We start from the raw sequence: 16275 nt of genomic DNA, 5'->3' as shown, positions 1-16275 counted from the left end.
TGGTGAAGAAGAGGACGAGCCGGGACATCCCACGTTCGGACGATGCCACCAAGCAGGCCTGGTTGGGCCTGATCGTTTCAGTCGCCGGCCTTGACGCCGCTGGAGAGCAGGTCGCGAGCCTCCGGCTGGCCGTTGAGCAGGCGGTTCACCCGGTTCTGGACCCGCCAGCCAGTCGCCGTGCGGATCAGCTCCCAGCGATTGGCGCTGGCGCGCTCGACGCGCCAGTGGTCGCCCTGGTTGAGATAGACGCGCGAATAGCCGGTAGCCACAGCCGCATCGCCGTCGACGGCGATATGCGGCATCGAGATGACGTGGGCGCAGCCATCGGCGACGTAATGGATATGCGGTTCGATGTTGACCAGCGATCCGACATTTTCGGCGCCGACCAGCGGATCGCCGCCGAAGTCGTAGGCTCCATCTTCGGCCCACAGCGAGGCTGTGACATTGCCGCTGCGGCTGTCGACCGACGGACCGTAGCTGGCGAGCAGCTGGTAGATGGCGAGCTGATCCTCCAGGCGCTTGGTTCGGGCTTCGAGCGCCGCCAGCCGCGCTTCCAGGTCAGTCATAGAATCCTCCGATGGTTCGCGTGTTGGAGCCATAGTGGGCCATGGTCCGGGTTGCGCCATCGTTCGTTTGGAGGATGAAACAGCTTTTCCCAGCGACGACGGTGCCAGCCAACGTCTCACGGGAGGAAACCATGGATCAGGCAGAGCGGATCGCCGCTGAACATGAATGCGCGAAGCTGGTTCGACGCTATTGCGTGCTCGTCGACGAATACCGGCACGAGGAGCTTGTCGGCTTGTGGGCCGCCGACGGACTGTGGGAGACCTGGAAGGGTCCGCTGAAAGGCCATGCCGAAATGCGTGCCTATCTCGACGCCAAGGCCCAAACCGATACGACGATCCATATGGCCCACAACATCGTCATCGATCTGATCGACGATGTCTCAGCGACCGGCACCGCGACCTTCACTTACTACGGCACCAGCCGCGACGATCCGGCAGCCACGACGCCCCGGGTGGTCGGCCGCTATTTCGACAGGTTCGTGCGCACCGCCGATGGTTGGCGCCTTGCCCATAGGCGCACCGACATCACCTTTCGCGCCCCTTGAACAAACACATCTAACAAACGGAAATAATGAGACTATCATGACAGAAACGTCACTTGAAGGCATGGCGGATTCGCTGCTCGGCAAAATCGCCCTGATCAGCGGCGGCGGCGCCGGCATCGGCCGCGCCATCGCGCTGGCTTACGGACGGTGCGGCGCAATCGTCGTCGTTGCCGAAAAGGACGCCGGCCGCGCCGACAATATCCGCGCGGAACTCGACGCCGCCAAGGTCACCAATATCGTCGCCTGCGCCGACGTGACCGACGCCGATGCGGTCGACAGCCTGATCGCGAAAATCAAGGACGGCTTCGGCCGGCTCGATATTCTGGTCAACAATGTCGGCGACTTCCTGGGGGTGCACAAGCCGTTCGCCGAAACAACGCGCGCAGAGTGGAGCGCGCTCTACGGCGTCAATCTCGAGCACATCTTCCTGATGACGCATGCCGCCCTGCCGCTGCTGCGCAAGGGCGAGAACGCCAGCATCATCAACGTCTCGACCATCGAGGCCTTCCGCGGCATCCCGAACTTCTCGGTCTACAGCGCCTTCAAGACTGGAATCACCGGTTTCACCAAGAGCCTTGCGCTGGAACTGGCGCCCGAAAACATCCGCGTCAACGCGATCGCTCCAGAGACGACCGAGACCGAGCAGATCCAGATCCTGAAATGGATCCCGGAAGAGCACCAGCACATGGTCAAGCGCTGGATGCCGCTCGGCCGCTACGGCCAGCCTGACGACGCAGCGGGTGCTGCCCTGTTCCTCGCATCGAGCCTGTCGAGCTGGATCACGGGGACGACGATCAATCTCGACGGCGGCGCGCTGGCTGCAGGCGGCTGGCGCCAGACGGCTGATGGCACCTGGACCAATCGCCCCGTCATCACCGCGCACGCGCACAAGGCGTGATCGAAACTCGCGCAGCCGGTCCCGATTGACCGGCTGCCTCACATTCGTCGATCAGCCGACGGTCTGTGCGCCGTCGACGACGATGACAGCGCCCGAGACATAGGATGCATCGTCCGACGCCAGGTAGGCAAAGGCGCCGGCGATGTCTTCGGGCTCGCCAGTCTCCATCTTGCCGAGCAGCTTCGAGGGCCGCACGCTGATTGCCGGATCCTGATCATCGATCGGCTGCAGGCCAGTGCCGATTTCGGTGCGCACGCGGCCAGGGCAGATAGCGTTGAAACGCACGCCCTTGGGCGCATACTCCGTCGCCAGCGACTTGGTCATGGCGATGATCCCGGCCTTGGATGCGGCGTAGGCTGCGGCATAGGCGATGCCGTCGATGCCGGCCGTCGAGGCTGTCGACACGACATTGCCACGCGAGGCGGCCAGTGCCGGCAGCGCCTGGTGCACGATGTGGAAGACGCTTTCGAGATTGATGCGGAAGACCAGGGCCCATTCGTCGCCGGTCTGTTTGGCGAAGTGGTCGCGGCGATAGATGCCGGCATTGTTGATCAGGCTGTCGAGGCGACCGTGCAGTGCAAGCGCCTTGTCGACCATTGCGCGCGCCGACGCCGTGTCGGCCGCATCGTAACCGACGGCATCGGCGCGGACGCCAAAGCTGGTGGCAGCTTCCGCACAAACCTTTTCCACGCCCTCGACATTGCGGTCGGCAAGGATCAACGTCGCGCCCTCGGCTGCCAGGCGCAGGGCCGTGGCGCGGCCGATGCCGGTGGCAGCGCCGGTGATGAGCGCCACCTTGTTGTCGAAACGCCTGAGCGCCATAGTCATCTCCCTGCAAACGGCGGTGGCCGACGGCCCGCCAACTTCCGGACGGGAATAGACTAGGCCCGGCAGTGGCCTAACATCCCACATTTGGACGATGTCGCTGGTGCTCGGCGGTGGCATCCGGCATGAAGCGCATTCATTGCTTCCGTCGAAAGGCTTGAGGCAATGTTCAACGACAAAGCCGTAGCGATACGGGCCTCATGGACCTTCATGATCCTCGAATTCACACCTGACCAGCAGATGATCCGCGAGGAAGCCGAGCGCTTTCTGCGCGAGAAATCGTCATCCGAAGCCATCCGTCGCGTCGTCGATGCCAGAGCGACGCATGACGCCGAGTTGTGGAACAGCATCTCACGCGAACTCGGCTGGTGCGCGATGGCTGTCCCGGAAGAATTCGGCGGGCTGGGGCTTGGGGCAACCGAGGTTGCCATCCTGATGGAACTTGCCGGCGCACGACTTGCCTGCGCGCCCTTCTGGTCGACGGTGTGCCTGGCGGCACCCCTCATCGAGGCGGCCGGAAGCGACGATGCCAAGACGACTTATCTTGGTGGCATCGCCGCGGGCGAAATGGCCGTAACCGTCGCCTACGCCGATCTTTCTGCGGCCGATCCGGCGGCGACGGTTGCGGTCCAGGCCACCTCCACGACCGACGGCTATCGTCTGTCTGGCAGCGTCGACCAGGTCATCGATCTGGCGGTTGCGGATATCGTGATCGTTCCCGCCAAGCTGGATGATGGCGCCGTCGCCCTGTTTGCGCTGCCGCGCAATGCCGGTCAGAAGATCACGCCTCTCAACGTCATGGACGCCACCCGTCCCATCGCATCGCTCGAACTCGCCAAGGTCGAAGTCTCGGCCGCATGTCGGATAGACCAGGGCGGGGTCACCGAAGGTCAATTCGCCGAGGCGCTTCGCCATGCCAATCTCGGACTCGCTGCCGAGCAGATCGGGGCGGCGCAAGGGGCCTTCGGCCTGACGCTCGACTACATCTCGGAGCGCGTGCAGTTCGGGCGCAGCATCGCCTCGTTTCAGGCTATCAAGCATCGCTGCGCCAAGCTGGTGGTGGACATCGCCGAAGCGCGCTCGCTTGTCTTCGGCGCGGCGGCTTCGATGGACCAGGCCGAGGCGACCGCGAGCGCCCTGGAGATTGCAGGCGCGCGGGTTCTGGCGTCGGATCTGCAGTTCCTTGCCGCAGAAGAAGCGATCCAGCTGCATGGCGGCGTCGGCTTCACCTGGGAATACGACCCACACCTTTATTTCAAGCGCGCGCAGGCCAGCGCGGCGCTGCTCGGTTCACGCGAGGCACAGATGGACAACATTGCCGCTGCGCTGTTCAGTGACGGAGGCCGGCCATGAGCGACCTGAACGCCTTCCGCGCCGAAGTGCGCGAGTGGATGGCAGGCCATCTCAACGGCAAGTTTGCCGAGCTGAAATATCGCGGCGGCTCGGGCGAGGGCGATGCACTGCCCGATCTGCGCAAGGAATGGGAGCAGGAACTGGCGCGCGGCCGATGGACCTGCCCGGGCTGGCCTGCCGAGCACGGCGGTCGCGGCCTGTCGGTCGCCGAGCAGGTGGTGTTCCAGGAAGAATACAGTCGTGCCGGCGGTCCCGGACGCATGGGGCATATCGGCGAAGGCCTGATGGGACCGACGCTGATTGCATTTGGCACAGAAGAACAGAAGAAGCGCTTCTTGCCGGGCATCCTGAACGGCACCGAGTTCTGGGCGCAGGGCTACTCCGAGCCGAGCGCCGGCTCGGACTTCGGCAACATCAAGACCCGCGCAAGGCAGGACGCCGAAACCGGCGACTGGCTGGTCTCTGGCCAGAAGGTGTGGACGTCGCTTGCGCATCTCTCCGACTGGATTTTCGTCGTGGCGCGCTGCGAGGAAGGTTCGGTCGGCCGCAACGGGCTGATCTTCCTGCTGATGCCACTCGATCAGCCGGGTGTCGACATCCATCCAATCAAGCAGATCGGCGGTGGTTCGGAGTTCAACTCGGTGTTCTTCGACAACGCCCGCGCCAAGGCCGAACATGTCGTCGGACAGCCAGGTGACGGCTGGAAGATCGCCATGGCGCTGCTCGGCTTCGAGCGCGGCATTTCCACGCTCGGCCAGCAGATGGGTTTCCAGCAGGAGCTCGACCTGATTGTCGATATCGCCAAGGAAAATGGCGCGGATCGCTCTCCTGCCGTCCGGCATCGGCTGGCCCGCGCCTGGGTTGGCCTGCGCGCCATGCGTTATCTCGCCATGCGCGTTCTGAGCGACGAACCGGCGGCCGACACGCGCCGCGAAGGCCTGGCCTACAAATTCCACTGGTCGAACTGGCATCGCGACCTTGGCCGCCTGGCCATGGACGTGCTCGGCATGGACGGCAACGTGATCTCGGACGATCCGCGCCGCGAGCGGCTGCAGCAGATGTTTTTGTTTGCACGCGCCGACACGATCTACGGCGGCACCAACGAAATCCAGCTCAACATCATCGCCGAGCAGGGCTTGGGCATGCCACGGGAGCCGCGCGGCAAATCATGAGGATGGCGCGGCCGCACCCCGGTTGGTGCGGCACGGGTTTGGGAGGACCAGCATGGGCATTCGTGAGGCGGATCTGGAGGAGCTCGCAGCGCGCGATGCGCTGCGTCGGCTGGTGACGGCCTATTCGCGGGCGGTGGACCGGCGCGATTTCGCGTTGTTGCGCAGCCTCTACCACGACGATGCGCACGAGGAGCATGGCGAGATGTTCGTCGGCGGCCCGGACGCCTACATGACGTTCGTTGAAAAGGCGCTCTCCAGCTACGCTGCGACGGCCCATTATGTCGTTAACACCAGCTTTGAGATCGACGGCGACCGCGCCGAGGGCGAGGTCTACAAGATCAACTATCACCGCACGCATGGCCCTGACGCCCATGAGGTGATCACCGGTAGTCGCAGCCTCGACCGTTACCGGCGCGACAATGGCGAGTGGCGGTTCCTGGGACGGTCCATAACGCTCGACTGGTCGACCAGGCGCAAAGTCGACGCCGAGGCCTATCGCGACTTCGCAGCCGGCAGCCCACCCGGGCGGCCCGGTCCTGACGACCTGTCCTACGAAGTCCTGAAACTGTTTGGCCGCCACGGCGGCTGACGCCGATTGATTTTCAGCAGCTAACTGTTTCGCAGGGAGGAAGACATGACAAACGCCAGGCAATTCGCCGGCAAGATCGCCGTTGTGACCGGAGCCGGCAACGGCATCGGCCGCGCCGCCGCCATCGCCTACGCCCAGGAAGGCGCCGATGTCGCCATACTCGATCGCGAGGCCGAGGCGCTCGCAGAGACTATGGAACTGGTGCGCGCGCATGGCGTCAAGGCGCTGCCGCTGGTCGGCGACATGACGGACCAGCAAGTGGTGGTCGACAGTTTCGCCCGCATCAAGCGCGAATTGGGGCCGGTCGACATCCTGCTCAACAACATCGGCCAGACCGCGCGCGAGAACTATTCCGAATTCTGGCAGGCGAAACCTGAAACGCTGCAGTTCGTGATCGGCGTTTCGCTGATGACCACGCTGACCTGCACGCGCCAGGTCGTGGAAGACATGCGCGAGCGGCGCTCGGGCAAGATCGTCTCCATCTCGTCCGATTCGGCGATGAATGGCGACATCGGTTGCGTCGACTATGCCGCTGCCAAGTCCGGCGTGCTCGGCTTCACCCGCGCGCTCGCCCGTGAGCTCGGGCCGTTCAAGGTCAACGTCAACGCCGTTTGCCCCGGACCGACCAACACCCGCGCCATGCAGCGTATCCCCAGGGACGCCTATGAGCGGGCCAGGAACATGATCCCGCTTGGCGAGCTGAGCGAGCCGGAAGACATAGCCAACGCGGTCGTTTTCCTGTCCAGCGACAAGGCGCGGTTCATCACCGGGCAGACGCTGATGGTCAATGGCGGACGCGTCTTCTACTGATCGTTTTCGTTAGTTCATTCAGACGATGTTCCGGATTGTGCGGCGCATCATTTGAAAGCAGACAGAGTGGTCGCCCCGGCCCGCAAGGGGCGCTCACTGGAAAACCAGCAAGAGAGAATGACCATGAGCCTGCATACCGTCCTGTGCGAACGCCTCGGCAGCCGCTACCCGGTGGTGCAGACTGCCATGGGCTGGGTGGCCGATGCGAACCTGACAGCTGCGACCTGCAACGCTGGCGGTTTCGGCTTCTTCGCCGGCGCCACAACCGAACCGGGCGACGTCGAGAACCAGCTGCTGCTGATCAAGTCGAAGACCGACCGGCCGTTTGGCGTCAACTTCCACATGTTCCAGCCCAACGCCGAAGAGGTGATCGCGGCTGTCATCAAGCATCAGGTTCGCGCCGTCAGCTACGGTCGCGGCCCCGACGCCAAGACGATCAAGCGACTGAAGGACGCCGGCGTCGTCTGCATGCCGACGGTCGGTGCCGTCAAGCACGCGATCAAGGCAGTCGAACTCGGCGCCGACATCATTACCGTGCAGGGCGGCGAGGGCGGTGGCCATACCGGCGCTGTGCCGACCACCATCCTGCTGCCGCAGGTTCTTGACGCGGTGAAGGTTCCGGTAGTGGCTGCCGGTGGCTTCTTCGACGGTCGCGGCCTGGCTGCCGCTCTCGGCTACGGTGCAGCCGGCATCGCCATGGGCACGCGCTTCCTGATGACCAAGGAATCGCCGGTTCCCAGCTCGGCGCTCGACCGCTACCTCGCCACCAAGGATCCGACGCTGATCCGCACCACCACCGCCGTCGACGGCATGCCGCAGCGCTTCATCGAAAACGCCGAGATCAGGCGTCTCGAGAGCATGGGCCTGCCAGCGCGGCTCGCCATGAGCATGAAATATGCTCGCCAGTGGGGCAAGGAATCCGGCCTTGGCCCGATCGCCATGGCCAAGCTCGGATTGAAGGTTCTGTCGAGCGGCGAAAACAGCTTTGCCCAGACGGTGATGGCGCCGAACCTGCCGACGCTCGTGCAGCGCGGCGTGGTCGAAGGCAATACCGAAACCGGCCTGCTACCGTCCGGCCAGGCTGCCGCAATGATCAACAAGCTCGAAAGCTGCGAGGAACTGATCGTTCGCATCGTTGCCGAGGCCGAGGCGCGCCTCAAGGAAATTTCGGCGCTCGTCGCCGCGAAGTAACGGAGATATTTCGATGAGCGACCAGTTCTGGACCAGGATCGAAGACGGCATTGCCGAAGTGGTGATCGAGAACGCGCCAGTCAACGCGCTCGACAGCATCGGCTGGCGCAAGCTGTCGCAGGAGATCGATGCCCTCAACGCCAATGGCGATGTGCGGGTGATCGTCATTCGCGCCGAAGGCCGCGGCTTCTGCGCCGGCGTCGACATCAAGGAATTGCAGAAGCATCCCGAGCGTATTCCGGAAGTGAATGCCGGCAACTGGGAAACCTTCCGCGCCGTGCATCGCGGGCTCAAGCCGGTGATCGTCGCCGCGCACGGTTACATCCTCGGTGGCGGCATCGGCATCTGCGGGTCGGCCGACATCATCGTCTGCTCGCCCGACGCGACCTTCGGCGTGCCCGAGGTCGATCGCGGCGCACTCGGCGCCGGCGCGCACCTGCAGCGTCTGTTCCCGGTGCAGAAGGTGCGCCAGATGTACTTTACCGGCGAGCCTATCGACGCGGCCGAGGCCTATCGGCTTGGCGCCGTCGAGAAGGTCGTTCCGCGCGAGGAACTGCGCGATGCAGCCATCAAGATCGCCAAGACCATCGCCGCAAAGAGCTCGATCATGATCCGCCTAGCCAAGGAAGCGCTCAACGGCATCGAGGACGGCGATCTCGAGAAGAAATACCGCTGGGAACAGGGCTTCACCGCGCAGGCCTACCTGACCCAGGAATCGCAGGAGGCGCGCGACGCTTTCGTCGGCAAGCGCGACGCCGACTTCAAGAAGTAATCAGACCAGGACGCCCCAGATGACCGCCACCAAAATCCTGCCCGTTCCGCCCTATGTCGAAGGCCATGGCCTGCTCAAGGGCCGTTCGGTTCTCATCACCGCCGCCGCCGGCGTCGGCATCGGCTTCGCCGCCGCTCGCAAGGCGATCGAGGAAGGCTGCCGCGCTATCATGATCTCCGACGTCCACGAGCGTCGTCTGGGCGAGGCGGCCGAGAAGCTGCGCGAGTTCTCCCCGACGGTCGAAATCTACAGCCAGCTTTGCAACGTCACCGACGAAGAGCAGGTGCAGGCGCTCGTCGACGCGGCAGAGGAAAAGCTCGGTGGCATCGACGTTCTGATCAACAATGCCGGTCTCGGTGGCCTGAAGCCGGTGGTCGAAATGACCGACCAGGAATGGAACCTGGTGCTCGACGTCACGCTCACCGGCACCATGCGCATGACGCGCGCCGCGCTCAAGAAGATGCAGCCGCGCGGCAAGGGCGCCATCGTCAACAACGCCTCCGTGCTCGGCTGGCGCGCCCAGAAGGGCCAGTCGCACTATGCCGCCGCCAAGGCCGGCGTGATGGCCTTCACCCGCTGCTCGGCCGTCGAAGCCGCCGAATACGGCATCCGCATCAACGCAGTGTCGCCGTCGATCGCCATGCACGACTTCCTCAAGAAGTCGGCGCCGCAGGAGCAGCTCGACGCGCTGACCAGCCTCGAAGCCTTCGGCCGCGCGGCGGAAGTGTGGGAAATCGCCAACGTCATGATGTTCCTGGCCAGCGATTATGCCGGCTACATGGTCGGTGAGATCGTCTCCGTTTCCAGCCAGAGGGCGTGAGCATGGGGCTCGTCTTCTCCTCGCCCGAAGAGGCGGTGGCGGCCATCGGCCAGAACCTCGGTTCGAGCGACTGGCTGATAATCGACCAGAAGCGCATCGACACGTTTGCCGAGGCGACCGGCGATCACCAGTGGATCCATGTCGATCCGGTGCGCGCCAAGGACGGGCCGTTCGGCACCACGGTCGCGCATGGCTGCCTGACCTTCTCCCTGATCAATGGCTTCCTGCCGGATTTGTTCAAGGCCGAAGGCATGAAGATGGGCATCAACTACGGTTGCGACCGGCTGCGCTTTCCAGCACCGGTGCCGGTCGGCTCGAGGGTTCGGGCTGTTGGCGAGCTGGTCAATGCCGAGCTCTTGGCCGGAAACGCGGTGCAGACGACCGTTCGCGTGACCATCGAGATCGAGGGGTCGGCAAAGCCGGCCTGCGTCGCCGACATGGTCGGCCGATACTATTTCTAAGACGCGAAGGGCCGTCGGGAGATGACAATGGACAAGACTAGCGATGCGCAGGCCGAGATCCTTGCGCGGCTGGACAGGCTCGAGTCGCGCGACGAGATCCGCCAGCTGATCTCGAAATATTCCTTGGCGCTCGACATGCGCGACATGAGCGCGATGGCCTCGCTGTTTGCGCCCGACGTCAAGGTCGGCGGCGGCAAGTCGGGTCGGGCGGCGCTGCGCGACTGGCTCGACGACACCATGCGCAAGCAGTTCGACGGCACCTCGCACCATGTCGGTTCGACGATCATCGAGTTCATCGACGCCGACAATGCTGTGGGCGTCGTCTACTCCAAGAACGAACACGAGTGCGGCGCGGAATGGGTCATCATGCAGATGATGTACTACGACCGCTACGAGCGCATCGACGGACGCTGGTGCTTCCGCCGCCGTCAGCCGCTCTACTGGTACGCCACCGACCTCAACAAGCCTCCCGTCGGCTCGCGCAAGATGCGCTGGCCCGGCCGCGAACCCTATGAGGGTTCGTTCCACGACCTGTTCCCGTCCTGGAAGGAATTCTGGGCGCGTTCGGGTCCCGAGGAAGCGCTGCCGGAGCCGGCACCGCTCGAAGCTTTCATCGAAACCATGCGCAAAGGTAACGAAGTCCGTGGAAACCGCGTACGCTGACAACATGATCGCCGACAAGCTATTCCGGCCGATCAAGGTCGGCCAGCTCGAGCTTGCCAACCGCATCGCCATGGCGCCGATGTCGCGCTATTTCTGCGCCGATGGCGTGCCGCACGAAAAGGTCTCGGCCTACTATTCGCGTCGTGCGCTCAACCATGTCGGCCTGATCATCACCGAAGCCACCTATATCGGCCATCCGACAGCGCCAAGCTATGAAGGGGTTCCCAACTTCTATGGCGAAGCGGCATTGGCGGGATGGGCAAAGGTGCGCGCGGCCGTCCACGCCGCCGGCGGCAAGATCATGCCGCAGTTGTGGCACACCGGCAGCTTCCGCAACTCGGCGATGGCGCCGCAGCCGGGCGTTCCGGGCGTTGGCCCATCGGAAAACCTGAATGCCTTCACGGGACACCCCGAGCCGACCAAGGCGATGACCGAAAAGGAAATCGAAGAGGTCATCGAGGCTTATGCGGCGGCCGCCGAAGCGGCACAGAAGCTCGGCTTCGACGGTGTCGAAATCCATGGCGCGCACGGCTATCTGATCGACGAATTCTTCTGGGCGACGACCAACCGTCGCACCGACCGCTATGGTGGCGACCGTCGCCAGCGCACGCGGTTCGCCGTCGAGGTGATCGAAGCGATGCGCGCCCGCGTCGGTTCGGAATTCCCGATCTCGTTCCGCTATTCGCAGTGGAAGCAACAGGACTACAAGGTGGCGCTGGGCGATACACCGGCGGAACTGGCCGAAGTGCTCGAGCCCCTGGCTGATGCCGGCATCAGCATGCTGCATTGCTCGACGCGGCGCGTGTGGGAGCCGGGGTTTGCCGCGGAAGGCGACATGACACTGGCCGGCTGGACGAAGAAACTGACCGGATTGCCTGTCATCGCGGTTGGCGGCGTAGGCCTGGATCGCCCTGGTCTCAACGCAGCCGAAATCGCGCCGCTCGACGTCATCGAAAAGCCGCTGTCGCGCGACGAGTTCGACATCCTGGCGGTTGGCCGGGCACTGCTCGCCGACCCCGCCTGGGCGCTGAAAATCAAGCAGGGCCGCGCCAGTGAAGGCGTTGGCTACAGCAAGGAACAGCTGAAGTCGCTGTTTTGACGGTTTGGCGTCGCGCCCAGCCGGCGCGACGCCATGTCCGGGCAATCAGGGCCAGCGCCACCCTCAATTCAGAAGCAAAAAAAGAAGCGCCGGGGACATTGTCCGCCGGCGCTTTCAGTAGGGTCGTATGCGTGATTGGTGACCGGACGCGCGTTGCCTATGCGGCCTGACGCGGTCCCTGGCCCAGGATGACGGCGCTGTTCAGCACAAGGCGAACGAGCTCGGTCTGGCGAGTGATGCCGCTCTTCGAGAAGATCGAGCGAAGATGGGCACGCGCCGTGTTGCGGCTGATGTCAAGCGAGGTTGCGGCATCTTCCAGCGACAGGCCGGCGGTCAGGCGGCGGGCAACGGCGGCTTCGGCCGGGGTCAAGTCGAAAAGCTGGCGCACCAGTTCGCCTTCAACTTCCGGATTGGTCTCCGGGTCGCGAATGTAGACGGCGACGGCGGAATTGGCTGCTGCGGCATTGTCCTTGGCGGCGTGGATGGGGCGCACGATGACGCCGAGATTGCGCGAGCCGGACTGCTTGGTCAGCGACAGGCCGCGCGAGAGCGGCGCGTCGTTGCTGTCGGCTTGCTGCATTGCCGACTTGACTGCCGCCTGGAAGTCGCGATCCTCCTTGGCGGAGGTGGCGCGCAGGCGGTTGCCCTGGATCTGCAGGCCATCGCGTGCTTCGAGCAAGCGAGCGGCGGCATCGGAGGCGCGTACGATCTTGCCGGAATGGTCGAGGATGACGACGCCGACATAGAGCTTGTCCATGACGTCGGAATAAAGCGTGCGCTCGACCTCGGTAGCGCCCATGCGCCATGAGGTTTCCACGCCTCTCGCCAGCTGCGAGACCAGGATTTCACACACCGATGCGGCGTCATCGTCGAACTTGCCCGCGGCGCGATCGCGGAAGACCCACAGCGTATAGCGGGCGGATTCGTCCGCCGTCAGCAAGGAAGCGGACATCGGCTGGCAGCGTTCGGTGAGATAGGTCAACTGCGCGGAACGGGGCAGGGCCGCGCCGGACGCGTCGGCCATGTTCTCGTCGATCTCGGTGAACACATAGTAGGTCTCGCCGGTGCGCTGGCGATCTTCGATGACGAGGACCGCGGCGTAGCCGTCGAATTGCTCGCGGATAAGTTCCAGCGAATTCCTGAGCGGCTTGCCGTTGAGCAGGCTGTCTGACACGCGGTTCAGGAAATGGCCGAATTCAACGATCGATCTGGCGTGAAAGGTCAAGGTCGTGCTCCCAATATCCGCCGCACAGCCTGTCAGGCGTACGGACCCAGCCCCATGGTGCCCGGTCGGAGCGTCATGGGATGAAATGCGTTGGACTTTTGGCGAAGGCCGGGGGGCCGGCCTAGGCGTCAGCGTATCAGGATGGGGGCAGGAAACCTCGTCGGACGTGGTGCCGGACGAAAGATGACGCAGCAGTGAGACAGACGGTGCTCGAACTCGTCATCGCGCTTCCTCCCGAATGCGAAATGATTAACGTCGACAGTTATGTCACTAAATTGACAGGTCGTCAAATCTGAAATGACAGTCGTGGAATTTTTGACACCCTGTCAACAGTGGATAAGTTTTGGGCACCTGCAAACGAAACGGGCCGGGTCTTGCGACCCGGCCCGTTTCGTTCGGCAGTGTGGGATCTGGCTTATGCGCCGCAGTCGGCGCGCTCCACCAGACCGTCTTCACGCAGCTTGTAGGCGTTCTTGACGACCTTGATCGACTCCGGCGCCGGCAAGAAGTGGCTGGTGGCGCTTGCCTGGATCGGCCCGATCAACATTTCGACCTTGGAGGCGTTTTCCTGCAGCCAGGCTGCGACAGCCGCGCCATCGCTCTTGCCCGCGCCATTGATGGCGGCAGCCAAAACGATCGGCTGGATGTAGTAGGGGATCAGCGCCGGCGCGCCACCCATACGGTCCACGTCGGCGACCTGTTCCTTGGCGCGCTTGACGAACTTGGCGAACGGCGATTCGCCGACCGCGTCGCTCGGGCAATAGGTCATGCCGACGAATTGCACCGAGTAGACGTCCTTGAACGCTTCCTCGCCAACGACGCCGGCATTGCCGACTGCGTAGTTGGTCATCGTCTGGCTGGCCAGAACCGGCACTTCCCAACCAATGTCTGCACGGTTTTCGAGCAGCTTGCGCGAATCATCGCCGATCGAATTGATCAGCAGGATGGCTTCGGCGCCCGAGCTGCGCATCTGGAACAGCTGCGGGGTCATGTCTTCGGTGCGGAAGGCGAATTCCTGCACCGCGGTCGGCTCGATGCCGCGCGACTTGAGGTATTCCACGATCTCGGCGACGGCTGCCTTGGACATGCCGCCATTGTCGGAAATCAGCGCGAGCTTGGTGAGCTTGAGCTTGTCGAGCGCGTAGTCGATATTCGGCTTCATCTGGTTGAGGCCGGTCACCGAGCCCGAGAAGTGGAGCGGACCTGCTTCCGGGGTCAGCTGGGTGGAAGCAGCCGACGAAACCTGGGCAATGCCCTTTTCGGTGGCGACGGGAACGACCGGAATGGTTTCCTGGCTGGTGGCTGGGCCTACCAGCGCCTGGACCTTTTCGTTTTCGATCAGGCGGCGCACTTCGCTGACCGCGTGGGTCGGGTCGGTCATGGTGTCGCCGAGCACCAGCTCGACCTTCTTGCCGAGGATACCGCCGGCGGCATTGATGTCTTCGACAGCCAGTTTCCAGCCCACCTCGGCGGTCTTGCCGATCGATGCGCCACCACCTGTCAGCGACATGATGCCGCCAAGCTTGATGGTCTCATCAGCCTGCGACGCGCCGGCCGAAATGGCCAGGGCAGCTACCGAAACCATTCCGATGGCCAGGCGACGTGTAATGGAACTATTCCATTGGAAGTTCATGCGTATCTCCTCCGCTTACTTCGACCGCCAGCCAGTCACGGACATTTTTTTCCGGCATCGTCCGCTTGGACGATAACGCCCCGCGCAAGGCAACAATTTGCATGAGAACCGCCTAATGGGCGGACACGCATGTACAGGCTGGTCAGCGCGAGGTCTTGCGGGTTAGCACGGTTCTCGCCGTGACCGGCTCAGGTATCTTGCGCCAGACAAGCCATGACAATACGGCGAGCAGCCCCATCAGCGGCACCACCACCGAGATGCCTCTGACGGCATCGCCGATCAAGCCGGCCAGCAGTGCGCCCACCAGGCCACTGCCCATCTGCAGGAAACCGCTGAGCGACGAAGCCGCGCCAGCATTCTCCGGGTACGAAGCGACAGTTGCCGCGGACATGGCCGGCATGACGAAGGAGTTGCCGAACACAAACAGGGCTAAGGGCGCCATGACGGTGACGAATGTCGGCTCGTAGAAGCCAAGCAGCACCGCCATGGCAATTGCTCCAAGGCTGGTGAAGAAGAGACCGACGGGCACCATGCGGTATGCGCCATAGCGCGGGATGAGCCAGCGCATCGCCAGCGACCCGCTGATGAAGCTGGCGGACTGGAACAGCATGGCCAACCCGAATTGACCCGCCGTAAGCCCGATACGGTCCATCAGCACGAAGGGCAGCACCGTCGCCTGGGTGTAGTAGGCGCCGAGCGTCCCGGCGATGACGAGGCTCGACCCCAGGAAGTAACCGTCGCCAACCAGCTTGCGATACGTGGCGAGCACGGCCATCGGTCGCACGCTGGCCGGGTTGGGCTCCACCGTCTCGACCAATGCGATCCTGACGGTGAGAAGGGCAGCCACCCCCATGAGGAACATGATCGAAAATATCGCGTGCCATCCGGCAAGTTCCATGACCACGCCGCCGACGGTCGGCGCCAGCGCGGGGGCAAGCGCCAGGATGAGGGTAATGAGGTTGAGGATACGCGCCGACTGCTCATGAGCGAAGAGATCGCGCACGATGGCGCGCGACAGCGAAAGACCGACGGCTGCGCCTGCGCCTTGCAGCAGACGCGACAGGATCAGGATTTCGATCGACGGCGCAAGCAAGGCGCCCAGGCTGCCGGCCAGATACAGCCAGAGGAATGCCATGGTCACGGGCTTGCGCCCGTATCCGTCCGACAGAGGCCCGCAGACGAGCTGGGCCAGCGCGAACCCGGCGAAATAGAGCCCGAGTGTCATCTTGACCGCGTCCTCCGACGTGCCGAAAGCGCGGACAATCTCGGGCATGGCCGGGGTGAACAGCGACAGCGACGCCGGGCCGATGCCGGCAAGGACAGCGCCGACGATTGTCACCCGCCTTTCGCTCATCAGCGCGGCTGACGGTGTGCCAAGGGGATTGTGGTTCATTGACGCTTGCCTCCGCGGAATGGACGGCAGGCGCCAAAAGGGCAGAGTGCCTGTCTTTACTTCCAACCAGGGCTGCGAAACGTCATCCGTCATACGGACTAGTGCGCGCCTGGTAGCCGAGCAGAAACCTCCGTCCTGGCAGTGGCGGCGCATTCAGACCCTGCCCGGAAGCAGAGGTTCGAATGTCGCACGAGGCCGGCTAGCGGTTCTGATGTTCGTCATTCCGACAGATCGGCGCGCAATTTATGCCCGACCTCGCT

At 63.8% G+C, this 16275-nt stretch carries 17 protein-coding genes; 12 read left to right on the top strand and 5 right to left on the bottom strand.

Translation table 11 applies throughout. From position 1 onward, the window contains the following. Positions 1-77: 77 nt before the first annotated feature. The gene (locus tag PCJ21_RS00175; protein ID WP_269929362.1) at positions 78-566 is read right to left on the bottom strand and encodes a nuclear transport factor 2 family protein; all 489 of its coding nucleotides are present in this window, start codon (positions 564-566) and stop codon (positions 78-80) included. A 131-nt stretch (positions 567-697) separates the two neighbouring features. Here PCJ21_RS00175 and PCJ21_RS00170 point away from each other — a divergent pair, with 131 nt between their 5' ends. Beyond that, on the top strand, positions 698-1111 hold the full coding sequence (locus tag PCJ21_RS00170; protein WP_269929361.1) for a nuclear transport factor 2 family protein: 414 nt from the start codon (positions 698-700) through the stop codon (positions 1109-1111). A gap of 37 nt (positions 1112-1148) precedes the next feature. Further along, positions 1149-2009 carry an SDR family NAD(P)-dependent oxidoreductase gene (locus PCJ21_RS00165; protein WP_269929360.1) on the top strand — a complete coding sequence of 287 codons (861 nt, stop codon included), beginning with the start codon at positions 1149-1151 and terminating at the stop codon, positions 2007-2009. A 51-nt stretch (positions 2010-2060) separates the two neighbouring features. On the opposite strand, the gene PCJ21_RS00160 is transcribed toward PCJ21_RS00165, so the two are convergent. Further along, a complete protein-coding gene (locus PCJ21_RS00160) occupies positions 2061-2831 on the bottom strand; it encodes an SDR family NAD(P)-dependent oxidoreductase (RefSeq protein ID WP_269929359.1) in 771 nt (256 codons plus the stop codon). Positions 2832-2999: 168 nt separating this feature from the next. On the opposite strand from PCJ21_RS00160, the gene PCJ21_RS00155 reads away from it, so the two are divergent. The 10 genes from PCJ21_RS00155 to PCJ21_RS00110 all read left to right on the top strand — a co-directional run bounded on the left by PCJ21_RS00155 (position 3000) and on the right by PCJ21_RS00110 (position 11764). Then, a complete protein-coding gene (locus PCJ21_RS00155; protein ID WP_269929358.1) occupies positions 3000-4187 on the top strand; it encodes an acyl-CoA dehydrogenase family protein in 1188 nt (395 codons plus the stop codon). Then, complete coding sequence (locus PCJ21_RS00150; RefSeq protein ID WP_269929357.1) at positions 4184-5359, top strand: acyl-CoA dehydrogenase family protein; 1176 nt, start codon at positions 4184-4186, stop codon at positions 5357-5359. The genes PCJ21_RS00155 and PCJ21_RS00150 overlap by 4 nt, the downstream gene beginning before the upstream one ends. A gap of 52 nt (positions 5360-5411) precedes the next feature. Next, on the top strand, positions 5412-5948 hold the full coding sequence (locus PCJ21_RS00145; protein WP_269929356.1) for a nuclear transport factor 2 family protein: 537 nt from the start codon (positions 5412-5414) through the stop codon (positions 5946-5948). 45 nt (positions 5949-5993) lie between these two features. After that, the gene (locus PCJ21_RS00140; protein ID WP_269929355.1) at positions 5994-6758 is read left to right on the top strand and encodes an SDR family NAD(P)-dependent oxidoreductase; all 765 of its coding nucleotides are present in this window, start codon (positions 5994-5996) and stop codon (positions 6756-6758) included. A gap of 123 nt (positions 6759-6881) precedes the next feature. After that, a complete protein-coding gene (locus tag PCJ21_RS00135) occupies positions 6882-7949 on the top strand; it encodes an NAD(P)H-dependent flavin oxidoreductase (protein ID WP_269929354.1) in 1068 nt (355 codons plus the stop codon). A gap of 13 nt (positions 7950-7962) precedes the next feature. Beyond that, positions 7963-8721 (top strand): enoyl-CoA hydratase family protein, encoded by a 759-nt coding sequence (locus PCJ21_RS00130; protein WP_269929353.1) that lies wholly within the window; start codon positions 7963-7965, stop codon positions 8719-8721. 19 nt (positions 8722-8740) lie between these two features. Then, on the top strand, positions 8741-9541 hold the full coding sequence (locus PCJ21_RS00125; protein WP_269929352.1) for an SDR family oxidoreductase: 801 nt from the start codon (positions 8741-8743) through the stop codon (positions 9539-9541). Between the two features lie 2 nt (positions 9542-9543). Beyond that, positions 9544-10002, top strand: a complete 459-nt coding sequence (locus PCJ21_RS00120) for a MaoC family dehydratase (RefSeq protein WP_269929351.1) — start codon at positions 9544-9546, stop codon at positions 10000-10002. Between the two features lie 27 nt (positions 10003-10029). Further along, complete coding sequence (locus tag PCJ21_RS00115) at positions 10030-10665, top strand: nuclear transport factor 2 family protein (protein ID WP_269929350.1); 636 nt, start codon at positions 10030-10032, stop codon at positions 10663-10665. A 4-nt stretch (positions 10666-10669) separates the two neighbouring features. Continuing rightward, positions 10670-11764: an oxidoreductase gene (locus PCJ21_RS00110; RefSeq protein ID WP_269929802.1), complete on the top strand. Its 1095-nt coding sequence runs from the start codon at positions 10670-10672 to the stop codon at positions 11762-11764. A gap of 157 nt (positions 11765-11921) precedes the next feature. On the opposite strand, the gene PCJ21_RS00105 is transcribed toward PCJ21_RS00110, so the two are convergent. From PCJ21_RS00105 to PCJ21_RS00095, 3 genes are all read right to left on the bottom strand, one after another. After that, on the bottom strand, positions 11922-12989 hold the full coding sequence (locus PCJ21_RS00105; protein ID WP_269929349.1) for a helix-turn-helix transcriptional regulator: 1068 nt from the start codon (positions 12987-12989) through the stop codon (positions 11922-11924). Positions 12990-13404: 415 nt separating this feature from the next. Continuing rightward, the gene (locus PCJ21_RS00100; protein ID WP_269929348.1) at positions 13405-14622 is read right to left on the bottom strand and encodes an ABC transporter substrate-binding protein; all 1218 of its coding nucleotides are present in this window, start codon (positions 14620-14622) and stop codon (positions 13405-13407) included. Positions 14623-14764: 142 nt separating this feature from the next. After that, positions 14765-16015, bottom strand: a complete 1251-nt coding sequence (locus tag PCJ21_RS00095) for a multidrug effflux MFS transporter (protein WP_269929347.1) — start codon at positions 16013-16015, stop codon at positions 14765-14767. Positions 16016-16275 lie beyond the last annotated feature (260 nt).

The organism is Aminobacter sp. HY435, assembly GCF_027568395.1.
GTDB lineage: Bacteria > Pseudomonadota > Alphaproteobacteria > Rhizobiales > Rhizobiaceae > Aminobacter.
Note: the sequence above shows the minus strand (reverse complement) of the source record. Positions and strands in the feature narration are given on the sequence as shown.